The 19,708-nt window shown below is 71.3% G+C and carries 16 protein-coding genes and 1 pseudogene; 9 read left to right on the top strand and 8 right to left on the bottom strand.

Translation table 11 applies throughout. The features are described from left to right. The first annotated feature begins 176 nt into the window (after positions 1 to 176). Positions 177 to 1,847, top strand: coding sequence for an alpha-amylase family protein (locus ABZ857_RS24390; protein WP_357046486.1), 1,671 nt, complete (start codon positions 177 to 179; stop codon positions 1,845 to 1,847). 72 nt (positions 1,848 to 1,919) lie between these two features. Next, a pseudogene (locus ABZ857_RS24385) lies at positions 1,920 to 2,405 on the top strand (DUF998 domain-containing protein); the annotation flags it as partial. A 96-nt stretch (positions 2,406 to 2,501) separates the two neighbouring features. Here ABZ857_RS24385 and ABZ857_RS24380 read toward each other — a convergent pair. Further along, a complete protein-coding gene (locus ABZ857_RS24380; protein ID WP_357046496.1) occupies positions 2,502 to 3,512 on the bottom strand; it encodes a hypothetical protein in 1,011 nt (336 codons plus the stop codon). 164 nt (positions 3,513 to 3,676) lie between these two features. After that, entirely contained in the window at positions 3,677 to 4,654 is a 978-nt protein-coding gene (locus ABZ857_RS24375) for a malate dehydrogenase (protein WP_079315954.1), read from the bottom strand. Between the two features lie 500 nt (positions 4,655 to 5,154). Between ABZ857_RS24375 and ABZ857_RS24370 the strand changes: the two genes are divergently transcribed. Continuing rightward, complete coding sequence (locus ABZ857_RS24370) at positions 5,155 to 7,005, top strand: glycoside hydrolase family 6 protein (protein ID WP_357046484.1); 1,851 nt, start codon at positions 5,155 to 5,157, stop codon at positions 7,003 to 7,005. A gap of 75 nt (positions 7,006 to 7,080) precedes the next feature. On the opposite strand, the gene ABZ857_RS24365 is transcribed toward ABZ857_RS24370, so the two are convergent. The 4 genes from ABZ857_RS24365 to ABZ857_RS24350 all read right to left on the bottom strand — a co-directional run bounded on the left by ABZ857_RS24365 (position 7,081) and on the right by ABZ857_RS24350 (position 10,175). Continuing rightward, complete coding sequence (locus ABZ857_RS24365; RefSeq protein WP_357046482.1) at positions 7,081 to 7,257, bottom strand: hypothetical protein; 177 nt, start codon at positions 7,255 to 7,257, stop codon at positions 7,081 to 7,083. A gap of 104 nt (positions 7,258 to 7,361) precedes the next feature. Continuing rightward, on the bottom strand, positions 7,362 to 8,330 hold the full coding sequence (dapD, locus tag ABZ857_RS24360) for a 2,3,4,5-tetrahydropyridine-2,6-dicarboxylate N-succinyltransferase (RefSeq protein ID WP_357046480.1): 969 nt from the start codon (positions 8,328 to 8,330) through the stop codon (positions 7,362 to 7,364). Positions 8,331 to 8,349: 19 nt separating this feature from the next. Next, positions 8,350 to 9,006, bottom strand: a complete 657-nt coding sequence (locus tag ABZ857_RS24355) for a response regulator transcription factor (protein ID WP_357046478.1) — start codon at positions 9,004 to 9,006, stop codon at positions 8,350 to 8,352. 26 nt (positions 9,007 to 9,032) lie between these two features. After that, positions 9,033 to 10,175, bottom strand: coding sequence for a histidine kinase (locus ABZ857_RS24350; RefSeq protein ID WP_357046476.1), 1,143 nt, complete (start codon positions 10,173 to 10,175; stop codon positions 9,033 to 9,035). A gap of 147 nt (positions 10,176 to 10,322) precedes the next feature. Between ABZ857_RS24350 and ABZ857_RS24345 the strand changes: the two genes are divergently transcribed. After that, entirely contained in the window at positions 10,323 to 10,979 is a 657-nt protein-coding gene (locus tag ABZ857_RS24345; RefSeq protein WP_357046474.1) for a hypothetical protein, read from the top strand. A 108-nt stretch (positions 10,980 to 11,087) separates the two neighbouring features. Beyond that, positions 11,088 to 12,212 carry an ergothioneine biosynthesis glutamate--cysteine ligase EgtA gene (gene egtA, locus ABZ857_RS24340; protein WP_357046472.1) on the top strand — a complete coding sequence of 375 codons (1,125 nt, stop codon included), beginning with the start codon at positions 11,088 to 11,090 and terminating at the stop codon, positions 12,210 to 12,212. A gap of 13 nt (positions 12,213 to 12,225) precedes the next feature. Here egtA and ABZ857_RS24335 read toward each other — a convergent pair whose 3' ends face one another. After that, a complete protein-coding gene (locus ABZ857_RS24335; protein WP_357046470.1) occupies positions 12,226 to 12,930 on the bottom strand; it encodes a helix-turn-helix domain-containing protein in 705 nt (234 codons plus the stop codon). Between the two features lie 154 nt (positions 12,931 to 13,084). Here ABZ857_RS24335 and egtB point away from each other — a divergent pair, with 154 nt between their 5' ends. From egtB to ABZ857_RS24315, 4 genes are all read left to right on the top strand, one after another. Then, positions 13,085 to 14,395 (top strand): ergothioneine biosynthesis protein EgtB, encoded by a 1,311-nt coding sequence (egtB, locus tag ABZ857_RS24330; protein WP_357046468.1) that lies wholly within the window; start codon positions 13,085 to 13,087, stop codon positions 14,393 to 14,395. A gap of 4 nt (positions 14,396 to 14,399) precedes the next feature. Beyond that, positions 14,400 to 15,101, top strand: a complete 702-nt coding sequence (gene egtC, locus ABZ857_RS24325) for an ergothioneine biosynthesis protein EgtC (protein ID WP_357046466.1) — start codon at positions 14,400 to 14,402, stop codon at positions 15,099 to 15,101. 9 nt (positions 15,102 to 15,110) lie between these two features. Continuing rightward, positions 15,111 to 16,097 carry an L-histidine N(alpha)-methyltransferase gene (egtD, locus tag ABZ857_RS24320; protein WP_357046465.1) on the top strand — a complete coding sequence of 329 codons (987 nt, stop codon included), beginning with the start codon at positions 15,111 to 15,113 and terminating at the stop codon, positions 16,095 to 16,097. 99 nt (positions 16,098 to 16,196) lie between these two features. Beyond that, the gene (locus tag ABZ857_RS24315; protein ID WP_357046463.1) at positions 16,197 to 18,263 is read left to right on the top strand and encodes a phosphocholine-specific phospholipase C; all 2,067 of its coding nucleotides are present in this window, start codon (positions 16,197 to 16,199) and stop codon (positions 18,261 to 18,263) included. Here the strand turns inward: ABZ857_RS24315 and ABZ857_RS24310 are convergent. Next, positions 18,253 to 19,599, bottom strand: a complete 1,347-nt coding sequence (locus ABZ857_RS24310; RefSeq protein ID WP_357046461.1) for a HAMP domain-containing sensor histidine kinase — start codon at positions 19,597 to 19,599, stop codon at positions 18,253 to 18,255. The two genes, ABZ857_RS24315 and ABZ857_RS24310, sit on opposite strands and share 11 nt — an antisense overlap. Positions 19,600 to 19,708 lie beyond the last annotated feature (109 nt).

Genomic DNA, 19,708 nt, shown 5'->3' with positions numbered 1-19,708 from the left:
CACACTGGCCCGGCGGCCCTATCTGTCCCCGCGGCTATCGGTGGTGCCACCCGGTCACAGCGCGGCCGGCCCCGGCCGCCCCCGCGCCCCCCCGGCGCCCCGCGCCGCTCGGGCGGCGCGGGCCCGATGTTTTACCGTTCCTTTGCCGGGCATCGGGAACGGTCATGAGATTGAGCATGACCTCCGATCTGTGGTGGAAGAACGCGGTCGTGTACTGCCTCGACATCGAGACCTTCGCCGACGGCAACGGCGACGGGATCGGTGACTTCAGGGGGGCGATCCAGCGCATCGACCACCTGGACCGGATGGGCGTGACGTGCATCTGGCTGATGCCGTTCTTCCCCACGCCGGACAAGGACGACGGCTACGACATCACCGACTTCTACAGCGTCGACCCGCGTCTGGGCACGCTCGGCGACTTCGTCGAGTTCATGCGCGTGGCCAGGGACCGCGGCATCAGGGTCATCGCCGATCTCGTGGTCAACCACACCTCCGACCAGCACCCCTGGTTCAAGGAGGCGCGCTCCAGCCGGGACTCCCGCTATCGGGACTGGTACATCTGGTCGGACAAGCCGGAGCCCGACGATCCCAAGGGCATCGTGTTCCCCGACAAGGAGGACAGCCTCTGGGAGTACGACGAGAAGACCGGGCAGTACTACTTCCACCGGTTCTACCGGTTCCAGCCCGACCTGAACACCGCCAACCCGGAGGTGCAGGACGAGATCTCGCGGATCCTCGGGTTCTGGATGGAGCTGGGACTTTCGGGCTTCCGGGTGGACGCCGTGCCGTTCCTCGTCGAGCAGGTCACCGACAACGGCGACCTGCCCGACCCGCACGAGTTCTTCGCCTGCCTGCGGGCCTTCCTCAGCCGCCGTGACGGCAGCGCCATCCTCCTGGGCGAGGTGAACCTGCCGTACGACGACCTGGTGCGGTACTTCGGCAACGATCTCGGCGACGAGATCACCATGTGCTTCGACTTCATCACCATGCAGCGGACGTACCTGTCGCTGGCCCGCCAGGACTCCGGTCCGCTGGCCGCCGCCCTGCGGGAGCGCCCCGAGGCGCCCAAGGACTCCCAGTGGGCGACGTTCGTCCGCAACCACGACGAGCTCACGCTCGACAAGCTGAGCGACGCCGAGCGCGAGGAGGTCTTCGCGGCCTTCGGCCCCGACAAGGACATGCAGCTGTTCGGCCGGGGCCTGCGCCGGCGCCTGCCCACGATGCTGGGCGGCGACCTGGACCGGATCAAGATGGTCTACAGCCTGCTGTTCTCCCTGCCGGGCACCCCGGTGCTCTTCTACGGCGAGGAGATCGGCATGGGGGAGAACCTGGAGCTGGAGGGCCGTCAGGCCGTCCGCACGCCCATGCAGTGGACCCCGCACCGCAACGGCGGCTTCAGCGACGCCGATCCCTCGAAGGTGCGGATCCCCATGCCCACCGGGGACTACGGCCCCGAGAAGGTCAACGTCAGCGCGCAGGAGCGCGACCCCGACTCGTTGCTGTCGTGGATCACCCGGCTGATCCGGCACTACCGCGACTGCCCGGAGTTCGCGTGGGGCGAGTACAAGGTGCTCGACACCGGCGTGGACGCCGTGTTCGCCCACCGGGCCGACTGCGACGGCGAGACGGTCGTGGCCGTGCACAACCTCGGTGAGAGCGAGACCGAAGTGGAGATCGGTCTGGACGGGCTCGACTCGTCCAAGGTGCTGACCGACCTGCTGGTGGACGGCACGGTCGAGATCTCCGACTCCGGCCGGGCCCGCTTCCCCATGGGCAGGTACGGCTGCCGCTGGTTCCGCGCCTCCACCCCCGAGACGGCCCCCGCCGATTCGGCCGACGTCTCCTAGGGGTTCCCTCAGGGGCGGCTCGGGTGGATCTCCGATGGGCCGCCGCCCTCCCCACGGCCACAGTGAAGAGCCATGGGGATGGTCTTGGGATACGCGCTGGTGGCGACCGGCGCCGCCGCGATGTTCGCGTTACACCTTGTGGCGGGGCTCGACCCGCTCACGGCGATGATCAGCGAGTACGCCTTCGCGCCACACGGATGGCTGCTGCCGGTCTCGCTGACGTCGATCGCCGCGGGCTCGGCCGTACTCGCCGTACGGCTGGCGCGGCTGGACCGGCGCGCGGCGCTGCTGGTGGGCGTGTGGAGCGTCGGCCTGCTGCTGGTGGCCGGGTTCCCGACCGACCGGCCGGGGCTGTCGCTGTCGCTCTCCGGCGGCATCCACCGCTATGCCGCCTTCGCCGCCTTTGTCAGCCTGCCGGCGGCCGGGCTGCTCGTCGCCCGGACCACCCGCTCCCGTCTGGTGCGGATGCTGTGCGCCGTCGCGGTCGGCTCGCTCCTCCTCGTGGTCCTGCCGTACGCCTTCCGGATGCTGCACCTCGACCCCGGCACGGTGCCGGCCGGGCTCACCCAGCGCCTCACCGTCGTCTCCGAGGTGGCGGCGCTGGTGAGCATGTCGGTGTCGGCGGCAAGGTCGGCGGCAAGGTCGGCGGCAAGGTCAGCCGCCGCAGCTCTGGTAGGAGAAGGTGCCGGCCCGGACCTTGTAGGAGTCGCGCACCCGGGTCTTGCCCGTCCGGGTGTCGACCCTGAGGATGGTCACGCGGTCGACTTTCTCCGAGCGGACGAGGTGGAGCGTCACCTCGTGCTCTCCGGTCCAGTCGATCATGTCGATGGAGGCGTCCGGCGGCAGGGAGAAGCGGACGGAGCCTCCCGCCTGGTCGGCCATGGCGTCGTAGAAGCGCAGCCGTGCCTTCGTGCCGCCCCCGGTGACGAACGCGACCGTGCGGTCGTCGGAGGACAGCGCCCACGGGACGTTGGCGGCCACGATCTGGGGCGGGACGACGCGGGCCAGCTCGTCGCCCCCGGTGTCGTAGACGCCCAGCCCGGTGGTGTTCTCCTCGGTGTTCTGCTCGACGAGGACGGCTGAGCCGTCGCCGCTGAAGCCCCTGAATGTGTCGAACGCCCGGAGCGCGCCGGTTTCGCTCGCCCCGGCGACGTCGAAGATCCGGGCCCGGCTGCTGCCGTCCTTGACGCTGTAGCCGAGGACCAGGCGGGCGCCGTCCTGGGAGAGCCGCAGCCACGCGTCGTCCATGCCGACGCCGCGGGGGAGGGCCTTCTTCGGCATGACGTGCACGGGACCCATGGCGTGCGCAGCGCCGTGGAACTCGCGCACCACCAGGCGGTGGTCGGACTTGCGGAAGTAGGCCACCGACTCGCCGTCGCCGCTGACCGACAGCGGGGCCTGCAGCTCCTTGACCGTCTTGCCCTTGGCGTTCAGCGGCCACAGCATCGCGTCCTTCAGCGCCACCCGCCTGCCGTCGAGCAGGTCCAGCCGCCAGGTGTGGCACGGCGTCGTGGTGCCGTCCTTGGCCGTGCAGGCGTCCACGGAGGCGTAGCGGATCGAGTGGTGTGCGGTCGCCGCGGCGGGCGCGGCCGCCGCGGAGATCGTGAGGGTGGACAGGGCAAGGCCGATCATCCCCATTGAGATCGGACGGGTGGGGTGCCGCATGACTTTCTCCTTCCTGGGAGGTCATGCATTGGACCCGCCCCGACCCTCTCCGGTTCGCCGCCCGACGAAACTGGAGGAGGCTCCGGCCTTCCGCCTTCCAGGCCGGGGAGGGTGACACGAAGGGGGCGGGCCCGCGCGGGCCCGCCCCCCTCCGTTCGCGGTCGTCAGATGAGACCGAGAGCCCTCACGGCGTCCCGCTCCTCGACCAGCTCGTTGACCGAGGCGTCGATCCGCTCACGGGAGAACGCGTCGATCTCCAGGCCCTGGACGATCTCCCAGCGGCCGTTCCTGGACACCACCGGGAAGGACGAGATGAGGCCCTCCGGCACACCGTACGAGCCGTCGGACGGGATGGCGGCCGAGGTCCAGTCGCCCTCGGGCGTGCCGTTCACCCAGTCGTACACGTGGTCGATCGCCGCGTTGGCCGCGGACGCCGCCGAGGACGCGCCGCGCGCCTCGATGATGGCGGCGCCGCGCTTGGCGACGGTCGGGATGAAGGTGTCGCGCAGCCACTCCTGCTCGACCTGCTCGGCCGCGATCTTGCCGCCCACCTCGGCGTGGAAGAGGTCCGGGTACTGCGTGGCGGAGTGGTTGCCCCAGATCGTCATCTTCTTGATCTCGGTCACCGGCACGTTCAGCTTGCCCGCGAGCTGCGAGAGCGCGCGGTTGTGGTCGAGACGGGTCATCGCGGTGAACCGCTCGGCCGGCACGTCGGGAGCCGCCGACTGCGCGATGAGCGCGTTGGTGTTGGCCGGGTTGCCCACGACGAGCACCCGGATGTCGTCGGCCGCGTGGTCGTTGATGGCCTTGCCCTGCGGGCCGAAGATGCCGCCGTTGGCCTCGAGGAGGTCGCCGCGCTCCATGCCCTTCGTACGCGGGCGCGCGCCGACGAGCAGCGCGACGTTGGCGCCGTCGAACGCCTTGGCCGGGTCGTCGGAGATCTCGATGCCCCGCAGCAGCGGGAACGCGCAGTCGTCGAGCTCCATCGCGGTCCCCTCGGCCGCCTTCACGGCCTGCGGGATCTCCAGAAGGCTGAGCTTCACCGGGGTGTCTGCCCCGAGGAGCTGGCCCGAGGCGACGCGGAAGAGCAGCGCGTAACCGATCTGGCCGGCCGCGCCGGTGACGGTCACTTTGACGGTCATGACGATCCCCATTCGCGATATGTGTGACTCACGGATGCTACCCGCCGGGCCGTTTCCCCTCGTGAGCAGGTAGCGCAGTGTTTCCCGCGTCGCTGGTCGGGGCGCTCACATCCGCCAAGTCGTGCCGGAGGCGCGCCGGGGACACAACCCTCGTCACCGCTTGGTCGCTTCGCTCCCGCGCGGCTCCTCGGTCCAGATCGGCGGCGCGCCCCTCCGGCTTGCTCGGTTTCCGACTTCCGCGCGTCGGTGCGGTCTGGACTGGGACATCCGGCCCCTGGCCATGCGTTTCGCCTGCGAAAGGGTGAAACTTTCACGAAACACGCAGGTGACTTCAGACGTAACGGCGCGACGGAATCCCTGCTCGGACGCGGGGTGGCCGTCAGGTGGCGACCTCGCCGCCCGGCGGCCCTTGACGGCTCTCTGTACGGCGCGGGGGGCGGTGCCTATGGTTCGTGGGAGCGCTCCCAAGCGCAGTATTCATCGCCAGGAGGACCTTCCCAATGAGATCCACCCCCCGACCGGGAGCCGTGAGCTCCACGGTGCGCCGCGGCCTGGTCGCGGCGGCCGTGCTCGCGCTCGGTTCCACGGCGGCCGTCGCCACCGCCACTTCGGCGAGTGCCGCGGTCTCGTGCAAAGTCAACTACACCGCCAGCGAGTGGCAGGGCGGCATGTCCGCCAACCTGACCATCCAGAACCTGGGCGACGCGCTCAGCAACTGGACGCTCACGTTCACCTTCCCGAACAGCAGCCAGAAGGTCACCCAGGGCTGGTCGGCCAACTGGAGCCAGTCGGGCAGCAACGTGACCGCGACCGCCATGGACTGGAACAAGTCCCTGTCCACCGGCGGCTCGACGAGCATCGGCTTCAACGGGTCCTGGAGCGGCAGCAACCCGGCGCCGACCGACTTCAAGATCAACGGTGTGTCCTGCAACGGCACCCCGCAGTCGCCGTCGCCGTCCCCGTCGGCCTCGCCGTCGACGTCCCCCTCCGCTTCTCCCTCGGCCTCCCCCTCCGCTTCTCCGTCGGCCTCGCCCTCCGCGTCGCCGTCGCCGTCCCCCTCCCCGTCGACCTCGCCGCCGCCGCCCGGGACCCACGTGGACAACCCGTACGACGGCGCCGACGGTTACGTGAACCCGGACTGGTCGGCGAGCGCCGCCTCCGAGCCGGGCGGTTCCAGGGTGTCCAAGGTCTCGACCGGTGTCTGGATCGACCGCATCGCCGCGATCACCGGTGGCTCGGCCGGTAACAACAGCATGGGCGTTCGCGAGCACCTGGACGAGGCCGTGCGGCAGGACGCGGCCAACGGCAGCAAGCCGCTGACCATCGAGTTCGTCATCTACAACCTGCCGAACCGCGACTGCTCGGCGCTCGCCTCCAACGGTGAGCTGAAGGTCTCCGAGAACGGTCTCGCCCGGTACAAGAGCGAGTACATCGACGTGATCGCCGGCATCATGTCGGATCCGAAGTACTCCAACCTGCGGATCGTGAACGTCATCGAGATCGACTCGCTGCCGAACCTCGTCACCAACACCAACATCGCCGCGTGTGCCGAGGCCAAGTCCAGCGGCGCCTACGTCCAGGGTGTGCAGTACGCGCTGAACAAGCTGCACGCGATCCCGAACGTGTACAACTACGTCGACGCCGGTCACCACGGCTGGCTCGGCTGGGACTCGAACTTCGGCCCGTCCGCCGACCTGTTCGCCTCCACCGTCCGCGGCACCACCGCCGGCTACGCCAGCGTTGACGGGTTCATCACGAACACCGCCAACTACTCGGCGCTGCAGGAGCCGTACTTCAACATCAACACCACGGTCAACGGCCAGTCGGTGCGCCAGTCCAAGTGGGTCGACTGGAACTTCTACGTGGACGAGCTGTCCTTCGCCCAGGCGTTCCGGACCAAGCTGATCTCGCTCGGCTTCCCGAACACCCTCGGCATGATCATCGACACCTCCCGCAACGGCTGGGGCGGCACGGCCCGGCCCACCAAGGCCAGCACCTCGACCGACGTCAACACCTTCGTCAACGAGTCGCGCGTCGACCGCCGGATCCACGCCGGCAACTGGTGCAACCAGTCCGGCGCCGGCCTGGGCGAGCGGCCCAAGGCCAACCCGGCTCCGGGCATCGACGCCTACGTCTGGATCAAGCCTCCGGGTGAGTCCGACGGCTCCAGCTCCGCCATCGACAACAACGAGGGCAAGGGCTTCGACCGGATGTGCGACCCGACCTACACGGGCAACGAGCGCAACGGCAACAACATGACCGGTGCCCTGCCGAACGCGCCCGTCTCGGGCCACTGGTTCTCCGCGCAGTTCCAGCAGCTCATGCAGAACGCCTACCCGCCCCTCTCGTAACACGAGGCGCGAGTGACAGCGGGCCCCGCCGCATCCGCGGCGGGGCCCGCCCCTTTTTCACGGCCAGGAGACCGGTCAGGTGTAGTGGTTCGACCTGCCGCTCCGGGTGAGCTTGAACACGACCGACACGATCAGCGCGATCGCGCCGATGATCAGAACCCACTTCAGCGCGCCGAAGATGAGCCCCATGACGGAACCGAGCAGGAAGAACCCGACGATTACGGCTGCGGCGATGAGGAGAATGCGTCCCATACCTTCACCGTACGGGCCGCCCTCCCGCCGATCACAGGGCCGAAGGCCAAGTTCAGGGCAGACTCAGGGTCATCTCAGGGTGGGGGAGGGGGCCCGATCGAGCGTCAGTCGTTGGCGTGCAGCGCGGCGTTGAGCTCGATGCCCCTGCTGTCGCGGGACACCGCCTCGACCGCGCCGGTCGTCGAGTTGCGGCGCAGCAGCAGGCCCGACTTGCCCGACAGCTCCCTGGCCTTCACGACCGTCCCGTCCGGCAGCGTGACCTTGGTGCCCGCCGTGACGTACAGCCCGGCCTCCACCACGCAGTCGTCGCCCAGCGAGATGCCGATGCCGGAGTTGGCCCCGAGCAGGCAGCGCTCACCGATCGAGATGACCTCCTTGCCGCCGCCGGACAGCGTCCCCATGATCGAGGCGCCGCCGCCCACGTCGGACCCGTCGCCCACCACGACCCCCGCCGAGATGCGGCCCTCCACCATGGAGGCGCCGAGCGTGCCGGCGTTGTAGTTGACGAAGCCCTCGTGCATGACGGTGGTGCCGCTCGCCAGGTGGGCGCCGAGCCGTACGCGGTCGGCGTCGGCGATCCGCACCCCGGCCGGCAGCACATAGTCGACCATCCGGGGGAACTTGTCCACGCCGTACACGGTCACCGGGCCCCGGGCCCGCAGGCGCAGCCGCACCTCCTCGAAGCCCTCCACCTTGCACGGGCCGTGGTTGGTCCACACGACGTTGGCCAGCAGCCCGAAGATCCCGTCGAGGCTGAGCGCGCGCGGCCGGACCAGGCGGTGGGACAGCAGGTGCAGGCGCAGGTACACGTCGTGCGCGTCGACCGGCGGGGCCGACAGGTCGGCGATGCCGGTGCGCACGGCCACGACCTCGACGCCCCGGGCGGCGTCGGGGCCGACCAGTTCCGCCATGCCCTCGCCGAGCTCCTCGCCCGCGATCGTCTCGGTGCCCACGGCCGGGGGCTCGCCCAGCGCCGGGAAGGGGAACCAGGTATCCAGCACGGTGCCGTCCGCGGCGATCGTGGCGAGGCCGATGCCGTACGCACCCGAGGTAGTGGAGTCGATAGCTGTCATGTGCACCTACGCTACCGGCTTACGAGGGGGGTTCCCCGGGGCGGACGACGCCCGACTCGTAGGCGTAGCGGACGGCCTGGGCGCGGTCGCGCAGGCCGAGCTTGGCCAGCAGGCGGTTCATGTGCGTGCTCACCGTCGCCTCGCTGATCGACAGCGTGTCCGCGATCTCGCCGTTCGACAGCCCCCGCGCGACCAGGCGCAGCACCTGCTCCTCCCGTGCGGTGAGCCCCGTCCCGGGCGGCTGCGCGGCGGGCTGGGCGCGGCGGTAGGCGTCGACGACCCGGCCCGTGACGGCGGGGTCGAGCAGCACCTCCCCGCGGGCGGCGCTGCGGACCGCGGCGAACAGGTGCTCGGGCGGCGAGACCTTGAGCAGGAAGCCGCTGACTCCGCTGTGCAGGGCCTGGTCGAGGTTCTCGTCGGTGTCGTAGGTCGTCAGCATGATCACGCGCGGCGGCTCGGGCGCGGACAGGATCCGCCGGGCCGCCTCCAGGCCGTCGAGCCGCGGCATCGCGATGTCGAGCAGCACGACGTCGGGCCGCAGGCTCCGGGCCAGCTCCACGGCGCGCTCGCCGTCGGAGGCCTCGCCCAGCACGGCGAGGTCCGGCTGGGTGCCGATCACCAGCCGCAGCCCGGCCCGGATCATCGCCTGGTCGTCGGCGATCAGGATGCCGATCACGTTCACAGTGTCTCTCACGGCGTCTGTCACAGGGGCAGCACCGCCCGGACGCCGAACCCGCCCGACGCGAGCGGTCCGGCGGTGAGCGTGCCGTGGAACAGCGTGGCGCGCTCCCGCATGCCGATCAGCCCGTGCCCGCCGCCCTGCCCGGCGCCCCGTGCCCGCGCCCGGGCCCGGCCCTCGCGCGGGCCCAGGTCGACGATCTCCAGGTGGAGCTCCCCGGGGCGGTAGTCCACGGTGACCGTCGCCCGCGTCGGGCCGGCGTGCTTGAGGGTGTTGGTCAGCGCCTCCTGCACGATGCGGTAGGCCGACAGGTCGAGCCCGGCGGGCAGCGGCACCGGGTCTCCCCGCACCTCAAGGGTCACGTCGAGCCCCGCCGCCCTGACCTGGTCGAGCAGGTCGTCCAGCCGGTCGAGGCCGGCCTGCGGGCCCGAGTCGGCCTGTGGCCCGCGCAGCAGGCCGAGCATCCGGCGCAGCTCGTCCACGGCGCTGCGGCCCGTCTCCTCGATCGACGCGAGCACCTGCCGCTCGCGCTCCTGGTCCGCGCGCAGCATGAGCCGTACGCCACCGGTCTGCATGGTCATCACGCTGACGCTGTGGGCGACGATGTCGTGCAGTTCGCGGGCGATGCGGGCGCGCTCCTCCGCCACGGCCTCGCGGGCCAGCAACTCGCCGCGTTCGGCGGCCTGGACGGCGAGCACGCGGTGGCGGCGCACGGCCAGGCCGGCTCCGGCCGCGATCGCGGACATCACCAGGGCCACGGCGACGTCGCCCGGCCCGGCCTCTGGGGACGTGGTGGACATCATGGCGGCCACGTACGCGCCGCTCGCCACCAGGCCGACGGCGGCCCGCACGCTGCGCGGCCGCACCTCCGACAGCAGGGTGAACAGCAGCACGAGCTCGGTGTAGAACTGCCAGGCCGAGGCGGTCTGGGACTCCAGGAGGAGTAGCGGGACGTTGACGGCGCAGTAGGCGAACAGGACCGCGAACGGAGCGCGGCGCCGCAACAGCACTCCGACGGCGGCGGCGATCCCCGCGGCGATCCACAGGGGGACATGGTCGCGGGCCGGACCCATCGAGCGCCCGCCGATCTCCTCGGCGACCGCGAACAGGCCCACGACCACCGCGACGAGCCAGTCGACGAGAGTGGGGGGACGGCGGTGGAGCATGGTGCAGAGAGTAATGGTGCAGAGAGTAACGGTTGTCCCGAATGCACCGTTCCATCACTCAGGTGGAGAGGAATCCGCCTGTAGGCGGACAGCGGGTCAACGTGTGCTTTGACGACGGGGTGGGAAACGATCCGTACGGTCCCCCGCATGCTTACCAACGCGAACACCTTCCGCCGCGTCGCGGCGGGCACAAGCCTCATCCTCGCCCCGCTCTGTCTGCTCCTCGGCATGGCCGCCGATCCGTCCGAGCCCGGGGTCGACGACCCCCTCGCGTACGCGCACAACCCGGGCGCCGTGGGCATCAGCGCGACGCTCCTCCACTACGCGTGGATCCTGTGGGTGCCGGGTGTCATCGGCCTCGTCCACCTCGTACGCAAGAAGGGCGTGGTGCTCGCCAACATCGCGGGCGTGATCACGGTCCTCGGCCTCATCAACTTCTCGGCGCTGATGGTCTCGGACTTCTTCGACATCGTGGCGTTCCAGATGTTTCCGGTGGACCAGGCGGAGAAGCTCATGCAGGACGCGGCGCAGCCCGCGATGATCATCGCCTGGCAGATGCCCGGCATGATCGGGTCGTTCCTCGGCCTCGTGCTCGTGGCCGTCGCCTACGCCTGGGGAGGCCGGGCCGGGTGGTGGTTCCCGGCCGGGGTGCTCGTCGGCATCCTCGTCTGGCTGTTCGGCGCGAGCGCGTGGAATCTCGTGCTGGGCCTCGGCGGCCCGGTCATCCTGCTGGTCGTCTTCGGAATCGTCGGCGTCTCGATGATCCGCATGCGCGACGAGGAGTGGGCAACGGCCGCCGCGTGACCTCCGTTAACGCCCTGTTTCGGTGGGTTTCAGGTTGAAGGGGGCCATTACGGGGAAAGTTGACTCGGCACGACCGAGTCGCGCAAACCTGGGCCCGATGGGGGGCGAATGGCCGACGTGCAGAGGTACGCCCGGGACTGCTTCCGCGGAGTCACCGCCGACCGGCTGGGCGTCGAGCTGGAGTTCCTGGTCTTCGACGCGGAGAACCCCGTGCTTCCCGTCCCCATCGCCCGGATCGCGGGCGCGCTCCCCGCGCTCCCGGGCGGCAGCCGGGTGACGTTCGAACCGGGCGGGCAGCTCGAACTGTCCGCCCCGCCGGACGTCCTGCCCGCCGCGATCGCGAAACTCACCGCCGACGTCGACGCCGTACGGCTCGCGCTCGCCCGGGCCGGCCTGCGGCTGGGCGGCCGCGGCCTGGACGCGCTCCGCCCGCCCGTGCGGCAGTTACGAGAGCCCAGGTATGAGGCGATGGCCGCGTTCCTGGACCCGCCGGACGGCGCGACGATGATGTGCTCGACCGCGTCGGTCCAGGTCAACCTGGACTTCGGTGAGGATCCCCGGGCCCGCTGGGAACGGGCCCACGTGCTCGGCCCGGTGCTGGTGGCGGCCTTCGCCAACTCGCCCGCCGACGGGTGGGCCTCCGGCCGCCAGGCCGTGTGGAGCAGGCTCGACCCGAGCAGGACCGCGCCGGTCATGCGCGGTGGTGATCCTGTGGACGACTGGGCGCGCTATCTCCTCGCCGCCCGTCTCATGATGGTCCGGGGGACCGGCGGCCTCGTGCCGGTCCTCGACGGCTCGGCGTTCCGCGACTTCGCCCGCGTGGCCGGGCGTCCCCCCGGCGAGGCCGACCTCGCCTACCACGCCACCACGCTCTTCCCGCCCGTACGGCCGCGGGGCTGGCTGGAGGTGCGCTACCTCGACGCGCAGGGGGCCGCCGAGTGGCCCGTGTGCGTGGCCGTCGTCCACGCCCTCGTCACCGACGACCGGGCCGCCGGGATCGCCCTGGAGGCGGCCCGGCCGGTCGCCCGCCGGTGGGCGGACGCCGCCCGCCTCGGTCTCGCCGACCCCGACCTGCGCCGGTCCGCCGCGGCCTGCTTCCGCGCCGCGGCCGAGGCCCTGCCCCGTCTCGGGGCCGAGCCACGGCTGGTCGCGCGGGTCCGCGCGTTCGCCTCTCGGCACATCGAATCCGGCCGATCGCCGGCCGCCGACCAGATGGAGGAGATGTTCGCTTGACTTCCTCCCCCGCCTAAAGGCGAGGGATTCCCACCCTCACGGGCTGGGCTTCCTGCTTCACAGCCGACCGCCGAAGGGAGGACCCTTGCGGACTTACATCAGCTCCACAGGCAGACACCGCTCGACCAGCGGCCAGGATGTTCTTCGCGGCATTCACGTCCCGGTCATGCCGGGTACCGCAGGACGGGCACTGCCACGTCCGAGTGCTGAGCGAGAGCTGAGCGAGCAGGTGCCCGCACGCAGAAGGATCGCGCGAGACGGTCACCGTCGTCGGGTCGATCATGGCCGGGGCGACCTCCGGCCAGGACCACACGAACTCCAGCGGGCCGTCCATCTTCGCCAGGTGCAGTCGCCCATCCCGCCAGCGGAACGCCGACCGGGTGTAAATCGCGGACTGGCGGCCATGGCGGGACTTGAACCGCGGATGGCGGGCGCGTCCTGCGAAGAAGTTCACAAAGGCCGTGTGCTGGTGCCGCAACGCTTGCTGCAACGGGACGCTGGAGACCTCGTACAGGAAGTCATGGCCGCCGTCGCGTTTCAGCTCGGTCAGGTACCGGTCGGTCTGCGAGTAGGAGGTTGTCGCGCCCTCGGCGCGGTAGCGGGCCTGCCGCCAGGCCAGGACCGTGTTCCAGACCAGGCGTACGCAGCCGAACGTGCGGTTCAGCACCGCTGCCTGTTCGGCGGTGGGGTAGATCCGCACCTTGTAAGCCGTACGCATGTTCGCATTTTGCAAGCGCTTTGCCTGACTTTCAGCGGAAGGAGAAAGTCGTGAGCGCTTCGCGCTCTGGGCTGTCCCGGCTCCGCCGGGCCACCCCGTGCGGAGTCCAGATTCCTCCCGGCCCTGAAGGACCGGGCTTCCTCCGGAGGTCTCGGTGACCGATCTCGACGCCGTCCTGGGCAACGCCGGCCCGACCGGCCTGAAGGAGCGGATCGCGGCCGAGCTCGCGGCCGTACGCGAGCGGTCGCTCGCCTACACCGACGCCGACGACGACATGCTGGTGCGCCAGCACTCGCCCCTGATGTCGCCGCTGGTCTGGGACCTCGCGCACGTCGGCAACTACGAGGAGCTGTGGGTGCTGCGCGAGGTGGGCGGCATCGAGCCGCTGCGCCCGGAGATCGACCATCTCTACGACGCGTTCAGGTATCCGCGCAAGGACAGGCCCGCGCTCCCGCTGCTCGGCCCGGCCGAGGCCAGGAAGTACATCTCCGGCGTGCGCGGCCGGGTGCTCGACGTCCTCGACCAGGTGGACCTGACCGACCCCGATCCGCTGCGGTCCGGCGGCTACGTCTTCGGGCTGGTGCTGCAGCACGAGCACCAGCACGACGAGACCATGCTCGCCACGCTCCAGCTGTCCCGCCGGCCCGGCCTGGTCCGCGACGGGGAGCTGCCGCCCGGCAGGCCCGCCGCCGAGCCCGAGGTCCACATCCCCGCCGGGGTCTTCACGATGGGCACCGACACTCTGGCCTGGGCGTACGACAACGAGCGGCCGGCCCACCGGCTGTACCTGCCGGGCTACTGGATCGACCGCCATCCGGTCACCAACGGGGCGTACCTGCGGTTCGTCGAGGACGGCGGCTACCGCGACCCGCGCTGGTGGTTGCCGCAGGGCTGGGAGTGGGCCGAGCGGAACGGCGTGGAGGCCCCGCTGTTCTGGACGCGCGACGGCGACACCTGGTGGCGGGTCCGGTTCGGCCGGGAGGAGCCCGTGCCGCCGGACGAGCCGGTGCAGCACGTCTCGTGGTACGAGGCCGACGCGTACGCCCGGTGGGCGGGCAAGCGCCTGCCGACCGAGGCCGAGTGGGAGAAGGCGTGCGGAGGCCGCACGTACCCCTGGGGCGAGGCCGATCCCGGCCACCTCGGGCGCTGGGCAAACCTCGGCCACCGCGCGGCCCGGCCCGCGCCCGCCGGGGCGTTCCCGGACGGCGCGAGCCCCTACGGCGTGGAGCAGCTCATCGGCGACGTGTGGGAGTGGACGGACTCCTGGTTCCAGCCGTATCCCGGCTACCGGTGCTTCCCGTACGAGGAGTACAGCAAGGTCTTCTTCGGGGAGACCTACCGGGTGCTGCGCGGCGGGTCGTGGGCCACCCATTCCTCCGCCGTCCGCACGACCTTCCGCAACTGGGACTACCCGATCCGGCGGCAGATCTTCGCCGGGTTCCGCTGCGCCCGTTCCGAGGAGTGAGGCCATGTGCCGCCACGCGGCGTGGCTGGGCCCGGAGCGGTCCCTGACCGCGCTCATCAGCGACCCCGAACACGGCCTGCTGCGCCAGTCGTACGCGCCGCGCCTGCAGAAGTACGGCAGGGTGAACGCCGACGGGTTCGGCTTCGGCTGGTACGACGGCTCCCGGCCCGTGCGCTACCGCCGCACGGTGCCGATCTGGGCGGACGCCAACATGCCCGGCCTCGCCGCGGCGGCCCGCTCGACCTGCCTGCTGGCGGCCGTGCGGTCGGCCACGGTCGGTATGCCGATCGAGGAGACGGCCACCGCGCCGTTCGCCGACGGGCCCTGGCTGCTCAGCCACAACGGCCGGGTCAGGCGCGAGGCCGTCCGGCCCCTCGCGGCCGACGCGGAGAGCGTGTGCGACTCGGCGTGGCTCGCCGCGGCCGTGTTCACCCGGTTGCGGGACGGCCTGCCGCTCGCCGACGTCCTGCCCGCCGTCGTCCGCGGGTCCGCCGAGGCGGACCCGGAGGCCCGGCTCAACCTGCTCGTCACGGGAGGTTCCCACATGGCCGCCGTCGCGTGGGGCGACACGTTGTTCACGCACCTGGAGGAGGGGGTGCTCGTCGCGAGCGAGCCGCTGGACGACCGGCCGGGCTGGCGGGCCGTGCCCGACCGGAGCCTGCTGCTCGCGTCCCCCGACGGCGTTTCGGTGACACCCATCGATTGAGAGGCGACCATGGTTACCGATCATCTCGGCGGCGACTACCTGCGCCAGGCTCTGGAGAACGACGTACGCGCCGGGCTCACCTCGTCGCCCAAGTGGCTGCCCCCCAAGTGGTTCTACGACGCCGCGGGCAGCGAGCTGTTCTCGCGGATCACCCGGCTGGCGGAGTACTACCCCACCCGGCGGGAGCTGGAGATCCTGCGCCGCCGCGCCGTCGACGTCGCGGGGCTCAGCCGCGCCGACACGCTCGTCGAGCTGGGCTCGGGCACCAGCGAGAAGACCGTGCTGCTGCTCGACGCGCTGGCCAACGCGGGCACGCTGCGGGGCTACACGCCGGTCGACGTGGACGCCGTCACGCTGGAGGCCGCGGCGGAGCGGCTCGCCGTACGCTATCCCGGCCTGGACGTGCGGCCGGTGCGTGCCGACTTCGAGCACCACCTGGCGCTGCTGCCGAGGACCGGCAGGCGGCTGGTGGCGTTCCTCGGCGGCACGATCGGCAACCTCCCGCCCGCCGCGCGGGAGGTCTTCCTCAAGGAACTGCGGGCCACGCTGCGGCCCGGGGACACCCTGTTGCTCGGCACCGACCTGGTGAAGGACAGGGGACGGCTGGTCGCGGCGTACGACGACCCGCAGGGTGTCACGGCCGCCTTCAACCGGAACGTGCTGCACGTGCTCAACCGGGAGCTGGACGCCGGCTTCGAGCCGGAGGCGTTCGAGCACGTCGCCCTGTACGACGAGGACAACGACTGGATCGAGATGCGGCTGCGGGCGACCCGCCCCATGGAGGTCCCGATCAGGGCGCTCGGCCTCACGGTCGTCTTCGCCGAGGGCGAGCAGATGCGCACGGAGATCAGCGCCAAGTTCCGCAGGGAGGGCGTGCTCGACGAGCTGTCCCGTGCCGGGTTCGCGGTCTGCCGCTGGTACACCGACAGCTCGGGCGACTTCGCGCTGACCCTGGCCGCGGTGCTCGCGTCCGCCGGGAGGTTCGCCAACGGTTAACCGGACAGGCCGGAGGATGTCGTCGTCCTGCCACCGCGAGGGGCTGAGATCGCCTCGCTACGGTCACCGCACTCGGGTGGCCACGGAGAAAGGACCACGATGTCCCAGGGTCTGTCCCGCCGCGGGTTCCTCGCCGCCGGCGCCGGCGCCGCCGCCACGTCGCTGCTGCCTGCCTCGGTGCACCGGGCGATGGCCATGCCGGTGCCGCGCGGAGGCCTGTCCGCGATCAAGCACGTCGTCTTCCTCATGCAGGAGAACCGGTCGTTCGACCACTACTTCGGCAGTCTGCGGGGCGTGCGCGGCTACGGCGACCGCAACGCCGTCAGGCTGCCCGACGGCAGGCCGGTGTTCGAGCAGCCGGACGGCGCGGGCCGGGTGCTGCCGTTCCCGGTGCGCGAGGCCGCCGACCTGGTGGGCAGGGACCTGCAGTGGATCTCGGCGCTCGCGCACGGCTGGAGCGACGGGCAGGCGGCCGCGGCGGACGGCTGGCACAACGGCTGGATCGCGGCCAAGAGCCCGGCCACCATGACGTACTACCGGCGTGAGGACGTCCCCCTGCAGTACGAGCTGGCCGACACCTTCACGATCTGCGACCACTACTTCTGCTCGGTGCTGTCGTCCACCAGCCCCAACCGGAACTACCACGTGAGCGGGCACACGGGCTACGAGCCGGGGACGACGAAGCGGGCGATCGACAACTCCGCCTACAACGAGGACTCCCACGCCGGCTACACCTGGGCGAACGCCGGGGAGATCCTGGAGGCCGCCGGGCGCTCCTGGAAGGTCTACCAGGAGTGGGACAACTACGAGGACAACAACCTCGAGTTCTTCGCCGAGTTCCGCCGGATCGCGCGCAAGGCGCTGCGCGGCGACCACCTCAGCATGGACTCCTTCTACTCCGCGCTGTTCCGGGCGCCGGAGGCGCAGCGGGAGCAGATGCTGGCGCGGCTGGAGGAGGGGGTGGCGGCGCTGACGCCGAAGGAGCGCTCGCTGTACGACCGGGCGCTGCGCCGCCTGCGGCCCGACACGCTCGCCGCCGAGTTCCGCGCCGACATCGAGGCCGGGCGGCTGCCCGAGGTCAGCTATCTCGTCCCGTCGGCGGCCGACTCCGAGCACCCCAGCGCGTCCTCGCCGATCCAGAGCGCGCAGATCACCTACGACATCCTCGACGCGATCGCGTCGAACCCCGAGGTGTGGCGCTCGACGGCGCTGTTCATCACCTACGACGAGAACGACGGCTTCTTCGACCACGTGCCGCCGCCGCGGCCCCCGGCCGAGCAGGCCGACGAGTTCTACGACGGCAAGCCGATCGGCCTCGGCATCCGGGTGCCGATGATCGTGGTCTCGCCGTGGACGATCGGCGGGCACGTCTGCTCCCAGATCTTCGACCATTCCTCCACGGTCCGCTTCCTGGAGACCTGGCTGGGGGTGCGCTTCCCCGACATCTCCGCCTGGCGGCGCACCGTCTCCGGCGACCTCACTTCCGCGTTCGACTTCACCTCTGCCGGTCCCCGGCCCACCCCCGCGCATCCGGGCCCGGTGCCGGCGTTTACCGGCCGCTGGCGGCCCTCCCCGCCGGCCGACCAGCGCATGCCGGTGCAGGAGGAGGGCGTGCGCCCGGCGCGGCCCCTGCCGTACCAGCCGGACGCCTCGGCCGTGCTCAGGGGGCAGACGCTGCGGCTGACGGTCGCCAACGACGGCGCGCAGAGCGTGCACCTCGCGCTCTACCCGTACGCCGGGGAGCTGCCCGCGCCGCTCCACCTGGACGTGCGCGGCTCGGCCACCAGGCTGGTCCAGGTGCCGGGTGACCACTACGACCTGGTGCTCACGGGCCCGAACGGCTTCCGCCGCGAGTTCGGCGGCTCGCTCGCGGGCGGTGCGGCCGGGGTCGAGGTGTCGAGCGCCGTCCACGGCGAGGCGCTGCGGCTGGACATCGAGATCGCCAACAACGGCCGCCGGGAGGTGCGCCTGCACGTCCGCGCGCTGGCCTACGACGACAGGGAGACGGAGGTCGTGCTGCGGCCGGGCGCGCGGCGGCACCTGCCCTGGCCCGCCCGCCGGGCCAGGGGCTGGTACGACATCCAGATCTCCTGTGCGGACGACCCGTCCTTCAACCGCCGCCTGATGGGCCACATCGAGAACGGGCGGCCGAGCGTCACCGGCTGAGCCGCGGTGCGCTGCCCGCGAGCGAGGAGCCCGCGGGCAGCGGCAGGCGCAGGACGAAGCGGGCGCCGCGCGGGGAGTCCTCGACCCGCAGCGTCCCGTGGTGCGCGTCCGCCGTGATGCGGCACAGGGCGAGGCCCAGCCCGGTGCCCTTGGGGTCGCGGCGGCGCCCGTCCTTCAGACGGACGAACGGCTCGAAGACCCGCTCGCGGTCCTCCGGCGCGATGCCGTCGCCGTCGTCGAGCACGGTGACGACCGCCTCGTCCCCGGCCCGCCCGACCGTGACGTCGACCCTGCTGTGCGCGTGGCGCTGGGCGTTGACCAGCAGGTTGGTCAGCACGCCGCACAGCTGGACCCGGTTGCCGAGGACGGTCACCTCGTCCTCGACCTCGACGTGCACCGGCACGCCGTCCGTGCGGGCGGCGGCCTCCTCCCGAGCGAGGACCCCGAGGTCGACCGGCTCGGGCTCGGCCGTCGCGGCCGTGCGGACGCGGGCGACCGTGAGCATCTCGTCGATGATCGCCTGGCAGCGCTCGGTGGTCCGCACCGCCGTCCGGATCGTCTCGTACGGATCGGTCTCCTCGCGGTAGAGCAGGGCCTCCTCCAGTTGCGTGCGCAGCCCGGCGAGCGGGGTCCGCAGCTCGTGGGAGACCATCGAGGCGAAGTGCCGCTGCTGGCGCACGGAGGAGTCGAGGCGTTCGAGAAAGTTGTTGGAGGCCCGCGCGAGCTCGGCGATCTCGTCGCGCCCGGGCGGCTGGGGGACGCGCAGGCTCAGGTCGCGCACGCTGATCTCGGTCACCCTCTCGCGAATCTCCCTGACCGGGCGCAGCGTGCGGCCCGCGGCGCGCCAGCTCGCCCAGGTCCATCCGGCGGTCATCAGCAGCACTCCGATCACGATGAAGAGTTCCAGCCGCCGCGTGGCCAGGAGACCGGGCTCGGTCCTGCCCGCGTACACGGCGTGCGGCTCGCCGTCCCAGAACAGCCGGGACTGCACCGGCAGGACCCGTACGGCGGTGAGCACGACGCATCGGCCCTCGTCCGGGCACTCGATCCGGTACTGCAGGCGGTCCTGGCCCGTGGGGAAGGGAGAGGTCAGCGGGGCCCGGCCGCTCGCCGCCCGGCTGGCGGTGATCACCCGGTTCCGGGAGTCGACGAGCTGCACCAGGTCCTCGTGCGTGGCCGGCGGCTCGGGGATGCCGTTGGGGCCCATCGAGGCGATCCAGTCGGTGGCCACCCGCTGGGTGTCCATGAAGAGATGGCTGTGGATCCGGTTCCGGACGGCGATGTCCAGGCCGAACCCGATCACCGTGAGGACGACGAGGGAGAGGACCGCGCTCATCAGGGCGGTCCGCGCCTGGATCGAGCGCGGGCGTAAAAAGAAAGGCATGTGCCGGCCCGCCATGACCCCTCCATCCGTGTCCGTAATGCAATGCTCAGGAAAAAAATGT

Source organism: Microbispora sp. NPDC046933, assembly GCF_040644635.1.
GTDB lineage: Bacteria > Actinomycetota > Actinomycetes > Streptosporangiales > Streptosporangiaceae > Microbispora.
Note: the sequence above shows the minus strand (reverse complement) of the source record. Positions and strands in the feature narration are given on the sequence as shown.